This is a genomic window from Pseudomonas sp. Marseille-Q7302, from assembly GCF_965111925.1.
Genome location: NZ_CBCOPK010000001.1, coordinates 2943339 through 2956219, shown reverse-complemented (window position 1 = coordinate 2956219; position 12881 = coordinate 2943339). Strand labels below are relative to the sequence as shown.

Sequence of the window (12881 nt, the reverse complement as noted above, 5' to 3'; positions counted from 1 at the left end):
ATTCCTCAGAAGCTGTGGGAGAGCCGCACGGCGAGGGTGTAGCCCTCGGCGCGGTTGCGGGCGTCGATGTCCTTGTAGAGGTGCACCCAGACCGGCGGCAGGCCAGGCTTGAAGAAGCTCAGCGCCGGGCCCAGCGCCAGTACCCGGGCACGATTGCCGCGGCTGAGGCCAGGGGCGTCGTCGTCGGTGAGCTGGCGGTAGTAGTAGCCGCCCAGGCCCGCGGTCCAGGGTCCGAAGTGCTGACCCACGGCGAATTCGTGGCGGTATTCCGTGCCGCTGCGGTAGTCGGTGGCGTGGTTGCGGCTGTTGAAATCGGCCTGGAAGCTGGACGACACCTCGAAGCCCGAATCGGTGATGTAGCTCAGGTTGAGCATCGGCGAGACGGTCCAGTGGTTGGTGCCCGGATTGACCAGCCGATTCTTGTCATAGTCACCGGTGGGCGCCTGCACCTGGAACCAGAATTTCACCCCCAGGTTGCGCGAGGGCTCCCACTGCAGGATCAGCGGAATCACCTGGAAATCGGCCTGGCGGAAGAGGTTGGCGCTGTCGGAAAACACCGGGACGCCGTTGGCCTTGATGGTGAGGTCCGCGTCCATCTTGAAGAAGGGCGCCACCCCGCCGAAGCCGTAGCGGGCGCCGAGCACCCGGGTATCGGTCATTTTCAGGTAGGCCAGGCCCAGGGACAGGACATCGATGGAAAAGTCGTTGCCGTTGTCGCGGCCATGACTGTCGCGGATGGACGTCGTCCGGTAGTAGTTGGCACGCAGGCCAAGGGTGCCATGGGGCGTGGGCGGCGGGGTGAAGCCGGCGCCGAAGTTGTAGACACCGAAGGCGGTGGTGGGGGAGCCGTTCTCGGTGGCAAGGCTTGCTGCGGTCATCCCCAGGGCGGCGAGGCCGACGACGAGGACGTGAAACGGACGGGTAACGTTCATGGAGTTCCCTCTTCTTATTGGCCAGTCGAGCCTGAGGGAAAGCCGTTACCCGCCGTTAGCCAGATTCAGCATTTCTGCGCGGCAGGCGCTGGGCTGCTTCCTTGAGGGTGGCGGAGGGCAGTTGCCCGAACAGCGCCTGGTAGTCACGGGCGAAGCGGCTGAGATGGCAGAAGCCCCACTGGGCGGCGACGTCCTGCACCGATTCGCCTTCGCCTCGGTGCAGGGCGCGGTGCGCCGCATTGAGGCGCAGGGTGCGCAGGTAGGCGACCGGGTTGATGCCCAGGGTCTCCTGGAAGCAGTACTGCAGCTTGCGGCGGCTGGCACCGACGCGATTGCACAGCTCCAGGATGCTGGGCGGCTGGTCAGGATGGGCCAGGGCGTATTCCCGCGCCCGCCGCACCATGCGCAGTCGCGCGCTGGGCGCCAGCTCGTGGGGTTCGCTGGTGTCGAGCAGGTCGAGCAGGTGCATCAGCACGGTGTCGCGCAGGGCGGCGCGGGCACGCGGGTGGGCCAGCCAGGTCTGGATCTCCGCTTCCGGGGCGAAGAGTTCATGAGCCAGGGCGGCCAGCTCCCCATGGGCACAGCCGGTAGGGAGGCGATAGCAGCCGGACAGGTCGCGCACGTCGAGCGCGCTGTGCTGGCAGGCCAGCAGGCGCGCCATCTCGGCTTCCTGCAGATTGATGCAGAGCAGATCGAGATTGGCGGGAGTACGCAGCTCCGGCAGATTGTCGCCACGCGCCACCAGCAGCTGGGCCTCGTGCAAGGTATGGCCGCCGCAGTGCAGGGCGCCCGCGTCACGCATGGGCAGGCTGAAGGTCAGGGTGTCCCCCTGGGCCTCGCCGCTCTTGAGCATGGCCTGGTTGGAGCGATCCCGCAGCAGGCTGAGGTCGTCCAGCCAGAGGTCGCTGAGCTCGCCCTGAAAACGACCCGACGACAGCTGATCGTATTGCATGTGCCAGCCCTCGACGCAGAGCGCATGCTCGTCAATGTCACCGGTATACCGATGCCGGACGCGCGGCGGTAACGCAACGGAGCCGTCTTGGTGCATTTAGGAAACCTTTTGGGTAGCAAAGGGCCGGTAGGCGAGGGACTACAAGTTTCGTACCTCAAGGCAGGGTTTAGCGGCAAAGGTGCCAATTTTGGCTAGTGCGCCAGCCAAGGGGTTGTTCTTGGATGGCACGCTCTCACTGGATTGGTCGGTGGCGTCACCGGTTGGATTCAAGGCGGGCAAGAGCCGGGTGTGCTGCCCTTGTCGTCTAGCCTCTGTGACTCCCAGGTGCTTACCAAAGGCCCCCTCGATTAGATGGCCTGCCCTATAGTGGATCGGCCAAGTCTCGCAAGCGCAGTGGTGACTGGCATGGCCAAATGAAAAAGGATTGAACCCGATGCGCTACCTTTCCAACGAATTCTTTAGTCGCTCCGGCAAAGGTTTGCTCGCCGCTGTCGCGTGCTCTGCCTGCACAGCGGCTGTGTCGGCAGTGCCGCCTGCGACCGATATTCCGGCGCGGCAAGAGGTATTGACCTTCAGCTCCCTGACGCTGACCGATCAGCAGTTCCTGACGGGTGCCAAGGGAGGCACCGAGGTCTTGCTGGGCGGTGTGCTGTCTTTACCGCCAGGCACTGAGAAGGTCCCTGTGGTCATCCTCCAGCATGGCTCGGACGGCCTGGGGTCCAACATTCCGTACTGGGAGCGACAGTTCAATCAGGCAGGCATCGCGACCTTTGCAGTCGACGGCTTTTCGGGACGAGGCATCACCAGTACCGCTGCGGATCAGTCCCAGCTTGGACGGCTCAATTTCGTCCTGGATGACTATCGTGCTGGCGCGCTCCTCGCTCACCACCCACGGATCGATCCAGGCAAGATCATCCTGATGGGCTTCTCCCGCGGTGGACAGGCCTCGCTCTATGCGGCGATGGAGCGCTTCGACAAAGGGTGGAAAAGTCCGGATTTCCAATTCGCCGGCTACCTGTCGTTCTATCCCGACTGCTCGATCACCTTCCGTGATCAGGACAAGGTCGTCGCCAAACCGATGCGGGTCTACCACGGCCTGGCCGACAACTATGATCCCTATTCCCGCTGCGAGGGCTACTTCGCGACGCTCAAGAACAAGGGCGCCGACCTCAGGGTGCACACCTATGAGCACGCCGAGCATGGCTTCGACACGCCCTACGTCTGGAGTCCGGTCCGGGTCGTAGCGGATAGCCAGACCGTCCGTGACTGCCAGATCGCCGAGAACGCCAAAGGCGAGCTGATCAACGAGCAGACGCGCAAGGTCTTTTCCTACCAGGACAGCTGTGTCGTGCTGGGTCCCAGGGTAGGGCCCGACGCGGAAGCAACCAGGCAGGCCACGGCCGATGCCCTGGAGGCGGTCAAGGCGATAGTGAAGTAGGCGCGATCCAGGATCGGCTGGAAATCGAGAGCCGATGCCCGAGTGGTCAGCGCGTTGGCTGGCTGCTCAATATAGCGGATGTCGGCCAAGCCACTCGGAAGGCGATAGCGGTTTGGCAGCTCATCAGGGCCCCGGCGCAGAGCCACTCATAGCCTCTAAGTGACACTCTTGGAAGAGACATCCAGTCGTACTTCAGACCTCGCCCGGCCGCTGAATCGAACCTGTGCCTCTGCCAGGGGCTAAATCGCTATCGTCACTGGACCTGGCCTGTGACGACAGCGATGGCGCGTTCGACGCACGTCAAGAAAGGACGAGGTCAGGCTAGCCGTCAGCCCTTTCCAACCAGGCACGGGCGATCTCTTCGCGGGTCGCGAACCAGACACCTTCGGACTGCCTGGCGTATTCGATGAAGCGCTTGATCGCCCGGACTCGTCCGGGACGCCCCACCATGCGTGGATGCAGTCCGATCGACATCATGCGAGGTCCGCTTGCGGAGTCCTCATAGAGGACTTCGAAGCTTTCCTTCATGTATTCAAAGAAGTCCGATGCCTGGGACAGGCCGGGTGAATTCCAGTAGCGGAAGTCGTTGACGTCGGCGGTGTAGGGCACTACGAGATGGCGCTTGCCCTCGACCTCGACGAAGTAGGGGACATCATCGTTGTAGGCGTCGGAGTCGTAGAGAAAGCCGCCTTCCTGCGCTACCAGGCGCCGAGTGTGGATGCTGGCACCGTAGCGACAATACCAGCCCACCGGCCGCTTGCCGCAGGTGCGCTCGAACGATTCGATGGCAAGGCGGATGTGCTCGCGTTCCTCTTCTTCACTCAGGCGAAAGACCTCCTCCCAGCGATAGCCATGGCTACAGATCTCATGGCCACCAGCGACGGCAGCACGCGCGACCTCGGGATTCTGTTCAAAGGCCACGGCACAGGCATGGAAGGTCGCGCGCACCGACTGCTCGTCGAGAATATCGAGAATCCGCCAGATCCCGACCCGTGAGCCGTATTCGTACATCGATTCCATGGCCAGATTACGCGTACCGGCGGGTATGGCGTAGCTGCCCCATTCGGTCATCGATTCTTGGTCCGGATCGCCCATGGCGAGCGAGCGCTCGGATCCTTCCTCGTAGTTGATCACCAGGCTGATAGCTAAGCGGGCGCCGTTTGGCCAGGTACCTTGCGGGCGTTGTCTTCCATAGCCCACCAAATCGCGTGCAGGTGACAGCATCGGGATCTACTCCTGAAGTGATTGTTTTTAACTACAAGGTGAGCGCGGCGGCTCAGCAGTCGATGTCCTTCAGTCGCTCATGATCGAAGGTGCCACCGGTATTCCCCTGGCTGAAGGCGAGCCCCATGGCCAGGGTCTGGGCGATGCAGAAGGAGGCGGTGAGGGAGCGAAAGCCCAGCAACTCCGCATCGTTGACCTCTATCACCGTCTCCGCCATTTTCCCGATGGGGCTCAGCACGGTGTCGGTGATGGCTACCAGCGTCACGCCCGCCTCGCGCGCCTTACGACAGGCCTCGACGGTATCCTTGGCGTAGGGCGGAAAACTCACGGCGATCAGAAGATCGTCGTGAGCAATGGCGCTGACCTGTTCCGGCAGGGTGCCGCCGCCACCACTGATCTGCACGGCGCGGCGGCCCACCCGACTCAAGGCGTAGCTCAGGTAGGCGGCCACCGGAAAGGCCCGGCGCAGACCGATGACGAAGGTGGTGCGCGCCACCTGCAGGTGGGCGATGGCAGCTTCTATGTTGGCCTGCTGGTCGCCTTCAGCCAGATGCTCCAGGGACACGATATTGGCCTGGCTGAATTCCCGCAGGATCGCCCCGACGTCGCTGGGATCGTCCAGCAGCTTTTCCCCGCCATAATGCCGGATGCGCTCGCTGTGGGTATCGGCGGCCTGTTGCAGCGGCGCGCGAAAAAGCCGCTGCAGATCCTTGAAGCCGGCGAAGCCCAGCGCCTGTGCCAAGCGGATGTAGGCAGCAGGGGCGATGTTGGAGCGCTTGCCCAGTTCGGCAACCGTACTGAGGGCGATCTCGTGCGGATTGTCGATCAGGAACCGGGCAGCGTCTCGCAGCCGCTCCGACAGGTGTTCGTGCTGGGCGGTTATGCAATCGCGCAGCTCCGCAAGGGTTTCCGGTAAGGCCATGAAAAACGCTCGGCAGGTGAAAGGATAGGGCGCCAGTCAGCGCAATTCAGTGATGGCCTGATCCAGCGCGGTGATGAGACGGTCGATTTCCTCGAGCGTGTTGTAATGCGCCAGCGACACGCGCACCACACCGCCGAGGGGCGCCAGGCCCAGGGCTTCGATCAGGCGTCGCGCATAGAAGTCGCCAAAGCGAATGCCGATGCGATGCTCGTCGACCTTGAGCACTACGGCTTCCGAGCGCACGCCTGCCACCACGAAGCTGATCGTGGGCACGCGATCAGGGGTGCTCGTCTTGCCAATGATACGAACCCCGGGGCATTGACGCAGAAAGGCTAGCAGCCGCTCGGCGAGCGCATCTTCCTGTACCTCGAAGGCGTCGAATGCTGCCTGCATCCGCTCGCGCTCGCTACCCTGTGCGCCCAATCGTTCGCCGATGTCGAGCAGATAGTCGGTGATGCCGATGCAGCCGAAGGACAACTCGTAGTTGACGTTGCCTGGCTGCAATTTGTAGGGCACCACCTCCTGGCCGATGAAGAAGTGGTTAAGGCTGGGAAATTCCAGTAGCAGGTCGCGACGCCCCCAGAGCACCGCGAAGTGCGGTCCGAAGGTCTTGTAGAAGCTGTAGACATAGAAGTCGGCACCGCTGGCCTGAACATCGACCAGCCGGTGCGGCGCATAGGCTACCGCGTCCACGCACAACTTCGCCCCTACGGCATGGACGCGCCGGGCGATTTCGGCGATGGGATTGATCGAGCCAAGGATATTGGAGGCATGGGTCACGGCCACATAGCGGGTTTTCTCACCGAGCAGCGCCTGCAGGTCATCCAGTTCCAGCTCGCAGCTGTCTGGGTCGACCTGCCAGACGCGCAGGGTCGCGCCGTGGTCTTCGCAGAGCCTGACCCAGGGGCCGATATTGGCCTCGTGATCGCAATTGGTGACGATGATTTCATCGCCGGGCCCGATCGAGGGCGCGATGGCGCGACAGAGTATCTGCAGCAGATGGGTGGTCGAGCCGCCCATGATGACTTCTTCGGGGTGGGCGGCGTTGATCAGTTGCATGACGGACCGGCGTGCCTGCATCACCCGCTCGCCGGCCTCGACCGAGGGTCGATAGGAGGCGCCCAGTTGGACGCTGCTGTTGAGCAGATAATCAGCCACCCGGTCGGCGACCGCTTGCAACACCATGGAACCACCGGCGTTGTCCATGAAGGCGTAGCCACCGGCCAGACCGGGAAATTGCTTGCGAACGTAAGCGATATCGAGAGAATTCACGCGACTTTCTCCAGCCAGGATCAGTGGTGCAGGATGGCCTGCAGGAAGGCCCGCGTACGGGGTTCCTGAGGAGCGGTAAAGAAGGGTTCCGGTCTGTTCTGTTCGACGATGCGTCCGCTTTCCATGAAGATCACCCGGTCGGCGACACGCCGGGCGAAGCCCATTTCGTGGGTCACCACGACCATGGTGACGCCGGAGCGGGCAAGGCTTTGCATGACGTCGAGCACCTCGCCGACCATTTCCGGGTCCAGCGCCGAGGTGGGCTCATCGAACAGGATCGCGCGGGGTTCCATGGCCATGGTTCGGGCGATGGCCACCCGTTGCTGCTGGCCCCCGGACAACTGGCTTGGGTACTTGTGGGCGTGATCGCCCATGCCGACCTTGAGCAGCAGCTCCCGCGCACGGGCATGGACCTCGCGCTTGTTCAGGCCACGCACTCGGATTGGCGCCAGCGATACGTTGTCGAGGACGGTTAGGTGGGGGTAGAGATTGAAGCTCTGGAAGACCATGCCGACTTCGCTACGGATGCCGGCGAGTCGTGGTCCGGTTTCGACCCGTTCCCCAGCCACGCGGATATGGCCCTGCTGGTAGTTTTCCAGCAGGTTGATGCAGCGAATCAGGGTCGACTTGCCGGAGCCGGACGGGCCGAGGATGACCACGACCTCGCCTTCCTCGACCTGCAGGTTGATGTCGCTGAGTGCCTGGAAATTGCCGTAGTACTTGTCGAGATGTTCGATGTCGATCAGGGTGCTCATACGGTCTTGCCTCCTGCGACATTGCGCCGTTCGACCCAGCTGACCAGTTGCACCATAGGCAACAGCAGCAACAGATACAGCAGGGCGGCGCCAACCAGCGGGGTAGGATTGGCCGCCAGTGCCTGGGCCTGAGTGGCCTGCTTGAGCAGGTCGGGCATCGCCACCACCGAGGCGAGGGCGGTGTCCTTCATGACGTTGATACAGTTGCTGGTCATGGGCGGCATCACGATGCGGATCGCCTGGGGCAGTACGACATCGCGCATCGTGTTGAAGAAACTCATGCCCTGAGCGGCTGATGCTTCGAACTGACCGCGGGGAATGGCCTCGATGCCCGAGCGGAAGATCTCCGCGCTGTAGGCGCATGAGACGAGAGATAGCGCGCTGGCCGCTGCCGCAAAGGAGGACAGTCGAATACCAACGAAGGGCAGGGCGTAATAGATCAGGACCAGCAGGACCAGCAGCGGTATGGATCTCATGATATCGATGTAGATACGCGCGAGTAGCCGGATCGGCGCGTAGGAATACAGTCGCAGCAACGCCAAGAACAGCCCGCCGACCAGGCCCAGGACGATGCTGACTAGGCCTAGAAGTACAGTCACGCCCAGGCCGCGAATCATCAGCGGAAGGGACTCGACGAGTACGTTCCAATTAAAGAAGGTTTGCAAGAGATCCATGGGATACCTCGATCAATGCACGGGGCGAACGGACGTCGCCCTGTGCATGCAGCATCGGCAGGGCTTATTTGGGTACCGCGGAGACCTTCAGGGTGCTCGAATCCTTAGCGGCTTCAGTGCCAAACCACTGTTTGTGAATGGCGCCCAGGGTGCCGTCTTCTTTCATCTTGCTGATGATGTCGTTGACCTGATCGCTCATGGCCCAGCCCTTGGCGTGCATCAGCGAATAGCGCTCACCCGTGGGAATGCGGGCGACGATGGTGAATTGTGGCTTGTCCTTGATGTAGTAGAGGACAGCGGGGATATCGCTCAGGTAGCCGTCGATGCGCCCGGAGCCCAGGTCCAGCATGGCCGGAGACAGCCCTTCGTAACGCGAGACATCGGCGAACCTGTACTCGCTCTTGTGCTGGCCGATCCACATGTCGCCCGTAGAGCCGGTATCGACGCCGACGACTTTGCCATTCATGTCGGCGAGGCTTTTCACCTGGGACTTGGTCAAGGCGGTGAGCGACTGGTCACTGTCGAAATAGGGTTGGGCGAAGGCAACCGATTCCAGCCGTTTGGGCGTGATGGTGATTGACGAAATGGCGATATCGACGCGTTTCGACTGCACCGCACTGAATAGACCATTGAAGGGAATGTTCACGAAATCGACGGTCTTGCCCGCACGCTTCGCCACTTCCTTCACCACATCGACCTCAAAGCCGACGAAGTCTCCCTTGGCGTCCTGAAACTCCCAGGGCACGTTGCCGACGTTGGCACCTACCGTCCAGTCGGCCGACCAGGCTGGCAGTGCTACCGCGGCGGTCATGAGCAAGCCCAACGCTATCTTCGCTTTCATGTTCACTCCCTATTTTCAGATGCTGTCAGTGGCTATTTCCTTACGACGTCGGATCGAGAGTAAGGCAGTGAATTTTTTTATTCAACGATAAATTTTATTGGAGTTTTTGCTCCAAAATTGTGCGAAGGCCTGCTGTCGATGACATTTCCGCAGGGGCCGAAGGCATGATTTGATGGAGTAGGGCATCTGCGAGACGCCGAGCTAGACGCTCGCCGACACCAGCAGCCTTCATGCCTGAAAATGATGCACGCGGCGCCTGGCATTGATGCCGATGCGTGCCGACGGCCTGCGAAGATACAAAGCAGGTCGTCAAATGCCCGAAGTGGGTCCTATGTCCGATAACAGAACGGCGGCGGTTGAGTTTCAGCAGCGATCAGCGGCGCGGCCGGCGCACCGGACTTGTGGGGAATCTGATTGCGACGTTTCGACGTTGGGAGTTCAGACGAACTTCTGGCAGGTCTTCGCATTGCTGAGCCGTATTTCGCTAGCTTCTAGGCTTCTAGCAATCTCCGCCCTGCAGTCTCTCCCTCGCTGAGCAGGTTTCTAACGCGTGTCTCAGGCTGATTAATCATCCAGCATTTGCCGCCTATACGTCAGGAACAAGGCCAGGCGCCTTTTCTGCCTGGCCTAGAGCTCAGCTTTGGCTTGCCGCGAACGTATCGAGGCCGTTTGCTACGAGTCAGGCCGCAATGAGTGGCACCGTTCGTTCCTCATTGACGCCAACCAAGGCGGTCCGGTTCGTGAGTAAAGGGGAGCAGGCTATGTCGTCAGCGGCGTAGCGCAAGGCTGACGACGAAGCCTTGGGTGGCGAGGAGGTCAGAAGCGAAATGCCTGACGACCGATCAATAGCCACTGGCCGTTCTGCTTTTGCCAGATCTGAAAGTTCTCGATTTCAGTGGGCACGACTTTTCCGCTGTTTACCGCCTGAGCCGAGAAGTGATTGCGGACCAGCGCGACATCCCCGGACAGGGTGATCTTCTGGTTGAGCATCTTCAGTTCATTGAAGGCGCTCTTGCCCGTCTCGATGTCGGCAATGAATGCCTGCTTATCCTGAATGTTGCCGCTCGAATGCCCATACGTCAGGTTATCGGCGGTCAGTGCCTTGAGTTGCGCTATGTCCTTGTGCCACATGGCTTGGGTGAGCTTGTCCACGGCGGTAGCCACGTCACTTTCGTCATGGGTCGCAGCGGCGACGTAGCCGGTGAACAGGCAGAGGAAACCTACCAGCAGTTTCAGCTTTTTCATGCTCAGATTCCTTTGTTGTAGTTGTTGGAACGAATACGAAGAGAAGGTCGCAAATGAAGGTATTTGTCTGTCATCGTACAACCATCCTGATTCTGCCTGCCTGATGAGCGCGAATGCAACCCGTTGTAAAATCCGAATCGAGGCGCACGCCAGGGTTGAAAGGCTCCCTTTTGGAACGGGTCGGACTCCATCCGGATCGTTACCCTTTGGCGAATCTTATTTTGGGGGCAATACCTTGCTTACCTTTGCAGGAGTCATTCACGTGGGGCCTGTCGGGTATGCCAGTGTTGACGATGGTTGACAGCCCTTGCGCCGGCTCACCGGGATCCATTCAAGGTTTCCTCTGGCCAGGCAATCCGTAATCGGTAGCGCGGCCTTACCACTAAGGGTCCAGGACCAGGACACCCTGACACTACGCTCGCGGAGGATACTGTTATGACGCGCTACCTGGATGAGGTTGTCGACCTGCACCTGCTGATCGAGGCCTTTTTCTCGCGGGGTGAGGGTGACGTGGCCTCCCTCATCGAGCGGTTTCATCCTGACTTTTCCATGATTACCACCACGGGTAATCATATTGACCTGTCGCATTTAGAGCAGATGTTCGGCAACCGTATCGGTACGCAGCCAGGATTGACGATCGAGCTTTCGGAGCTCAAGACCTTGGCCGAGTGGGGCGATGGCTCTTTGGTAGGTTATCGAGAAACGCATCATGTAAAGGGCGGCGATTCGCGATCACGTCTTTCCACGGCGTTATTATTGGTTCGGGAAGGGCGAGTACTTTGGCGCCACCTTCACGAAACCTGGTCTGCCTGAATCAAGACGTCTACCAAGTTAGATTAAAATTCGATTTTGATAGGTAGCGTTTTCGATACGCGGTCGGTGAAGGAAGACCAGCAAAGGCGCGGTATAGGGCTTCGTGATTCTTGATTGTATTGATTGAAAGTGGATTTAGTAAAAGGCTTGATAGGCCCGCGATGCTTATCCAACTCTGGGGTCGGCACTTGGCAAGACATCATTGTGCAAAGCCCTGCTAAAGATTTCGTTCCGGTAGCCGATAACGTCAAGGTTATTTTGCCAGCCTTGCTTTGTTTCGACCTTCTCTTTTGGTTCTTATGGTGTTTGCCCATTTTATAGTGGTCGGAAGGGCGAATGATAAAGCTTGAGCAGTGAAGGATTAATGCGCTTTTTAGATGTGTCAGTAAGCCGCTCGGTCTTGTCGGCAACAAAGGTCATAATCGTCTATGAGCACTGTGAGTGAGCCGGTTTATTCTGCCGTTTGGTCAACTGACGCCAGAGGTATCTGCATTTCCAGCCTGGAAAGCCCGGCTGGCCTTATCCCCCTGATGAAAGGCGTGTCACTTAGCGCCTGGTTGGGGGTAGTGCAGGCCGATGATGACGCAAGGATTGCCATGGAGCTCGCCGCAGCCTTGGAGCATGTGGCACCTTTCAATATCGAGGTACCCATTCAGTGTACGGATGGAGCTACGCGGCGAGTGATGTTTTCGGGGTTGCCGAGTCTCTCTTCGGGCACTTCGCAGGGGCAATACAGCGGGTTTGTCCTCGATATAACCGGGCAGCGCAGGGCGTTGGAAGACGCACTGCGAGCTGCAGCGGAATACCGCCTGTTGGTGGAGAACAGCACGGATCTGATCGCCCATTGTGATACCAATGGCCGGTATATCTCGGTATCCCCCTCCTATAGCAAGATGATCGGCTGGTCGGCGGAAGAAATGGTAGGTCGATTGGTCGTAGAGTTCCTGCATCCTGACGACCAAGGCCCTGCAAAGGATGCCTTGGCTCACCTCTTCAATGGCGGCGTGGTGCCCGATGTCGTCGAAGTACGCAAGCAGCATCGTGACGGTCACTTCATCACCCTGGGTACCAAGGCTTGTTGTGTCAGCGATCCAAGTACCGGCCATAGCATAGGGGCGGTACTGGTATCGCGTGATATCACACGCGAAAAGTTAAGACTGGTGGAGCTGGAAAAGCTGGCGTCCTGTGATCCCTTGACCGGGTTGTCCAATCGCGCCTGCATCAGCGAGCGAGTGCATTCGATGCTACTGCAACGCGAGGATCATATTGAAACGGCAGTGCTGTTCATCGACCTGAACGGATTCAAGGCAGTAAACGATTCCCTGGGGCATGCGGCGGGGGATGCCTTGCTGCTGAAGGTGAGTCAGCGACTTCAAGGCTGTATGCGTTGTGGTGATGTGATAGGGCGCATGGGAGGGGATGAATTCGTCGTCGCTTCGAAGTGCGGCGATCGCAATGCTGCGACGGTAGTGGCCCAGCGTCTGCTCGATAGCCTGAAGGCGCCATTCGATATTCACGGAGCGAAGGTGCAAGTGGGTGCCTCTATCGGTATAAGCCTCTCGGGGCCCAGCGTGACGACCGCCACTGTATTGTTCGAGCATGCGGATCTGGCGATGTATCGAGCCAAGGCGCGACGTGACGGTTCGTATGAGGTTTATGAGCCGGCGACAGGACCCATAACCTGACCGGGTTATGCTGGCGTTTTCGCCTCGCTCGAACGACTGTCGATTTTCCAGGTTGTGAATGGAGGTTTCGGCAGAAGCCTGCTCGATCCTTTACCTCCAGATCGAGCAGTCCACGTTCAAGCGTTAGC

Annotated in this window: 12 protein-coding genes; 3 read left to right on the top strand and 9 right to left on the bottom strand. The window is 60.0% G+C overall.

The features are described from left to right. Positions 1–5: 5 nt before the first annotated feature. Both ACWPW1_RS13815 and ACWPW1_RS13810 read right to left on the bottom strand, forming a co-directional pair. Positions 6–932: a SphA family protein gene (locus ACWPW1_RS13815; protein WP_454253221.1), complete on the bottom strand. Its 927-nt coding sequence runs from the start codon at positions 930–932 to the stop codon at positions 6–8. 55 nt (positions 933–987) lie between these two features. Beyond that, positions 988–1980, bottom strand: a complete 993-nt coding sequence (locus ACWPW1_RS13810) for a helix-turn-helix domain-containing protein (RefSeq protein ID WP_454253220.1) — start codon at positions 1978–1980, stop codon at positions 988–990. Positions 1981–2317: 337 nt separating this feature from the next. On the opposite strand from ACWPW1_RS13810, the gene ACWPW1_RS13805 reads away from it, so the two are divergent. Then, positions 2318–3322, top strand: a complete 1005-nt coding sequence (locus tag ACWPW1_RS13805) for a dienelactone hydrolase family protein (protein WP_454253219.1) — start codon at positions 2318–2320, stop codon at positions 3320–3322. A gap of 321 nt (positions 3323–3643) precedes the next feature. Here the strand turns inward: ACWPW1_RS13805 and ACWPW1_RS13800 are convergent, their stop codons facing one another. The 7 genes from ACWPW1_RS13800 to ACWPW1_RS13770 form a co-directional block, all read right to left on the bottom strand. Next, positions 3644–4546, bottom strand: coding sequence for an allantoinase PuuE (locus tag ACWPW1_RS13800; RefSeq protein ID WP_434774439.1), 903 nt, complete (start codon positions 4544–4546; stop codon positions 3644–3646). A gap of 52 nt (positions 4547–4598) precedes the next feature. Further along, complete coding sequence (locus ACWPW1_RS13795) at positions 4599–5468, bottom strand: SIS domain-containing protein (protein ID WP_434774438.1); 870 nt, start codon at positions 5466–5468, stop codon at positions 4599–4601. A gap of 36 nt (positions 5469–5504) precedes the next feature. After that, positions 5505–6740 carry a cysteine desulfurase-like protein gene (locus ACWPW1_RS13790; RefSeq protein ID WP_454253218.1) on the bottom strand — a complete coding sequence of 412 codons (1236 nt, stop codon included), beginning with the start codon at positions 6738–6740 and terminating at the stop codon, positions 5505–5507. 20 nt (positions 6741–6760) lie between these two features. Continuing rightward, the gene (locus ACWPW1_RS13785; RefSeq protein ID WP_434774436.1) at positions 6761–7495 is read right to left on the bottom strand and encodes an ATP-binding cassette domain-containing protein; all 735 of its coding nucleotides are present in this window, start codon (positions 7493–7495) and stop codon (positions 6761–6763) included. Beyond that, positions 7492–8169: an amino acid ABC transporter permease gene (locus ACWPW1_RS13780; protein ID WP_323148469.1), complete on the bottom strand. Its 678-nt coding sequence runs from the start codon at positions 8167–8169 to the stop codon at positions 7492–7494. Before ACWPW1_RS13780 ends, ACWPW1_RS13785 begins: the two co-directional genes overlap by 4 nt. Positions 8170–8233: 64 nt before the next feature. Next, positions 8234–9010, bottom strand: a complete 777-nt coding sequence (locus tag ACWPW1_RS13775; protein ID WP_434774435.1) for a transporter substrate-binding domain-containing protein — start codon at positions 9008–9010, stop codon at positions 8234–8236. Positions 9011–9826: 816 nt separating this feature from the next. Next, a complete protein-coding gene (locus tag ACWPW1_RS13770) occupies positions 9827–10255 on the bottom strand; it encodes a nuclear transport factor 2 family protein (RefSeq protein WP_313647271.1) in 429 nt (142 codons plus the stop codon). A 435-nt stretch (positions 10256–10690) separates the two neighbouring features. Between ACWPW1_RS13770 and ACWPW1_RS13765 the strand changes: the two genes are divergently transcribed. Both ACWPW1_RS13765 and ACWPW1_RS13760 read left to right on the top strand, forming a co-directional pair. Next, a complete protein-coding gene (locus tag ACWPW1_RS13765; RefSeq protein ID WP_454253217.1) occupies positions 10691–11068 on the top strand; it encodes a nuclear transport factor 2 family protein in 378 nt (125 codons plus the stop codon). 428 nt (positions 11069–11496) lie between these two features. Next, a complete protein-coding gene (locus ACWPW1_RS13760; RefSeq protein WP_454253216.1) occupies positions 11497–12753 on the top strand; it encodes a diguanylate cyclase domain-containing protein in 1257 nt (418 codons plus the stop codon). Positions 12754–12881 lie beyond the last annotated feature (128 nt).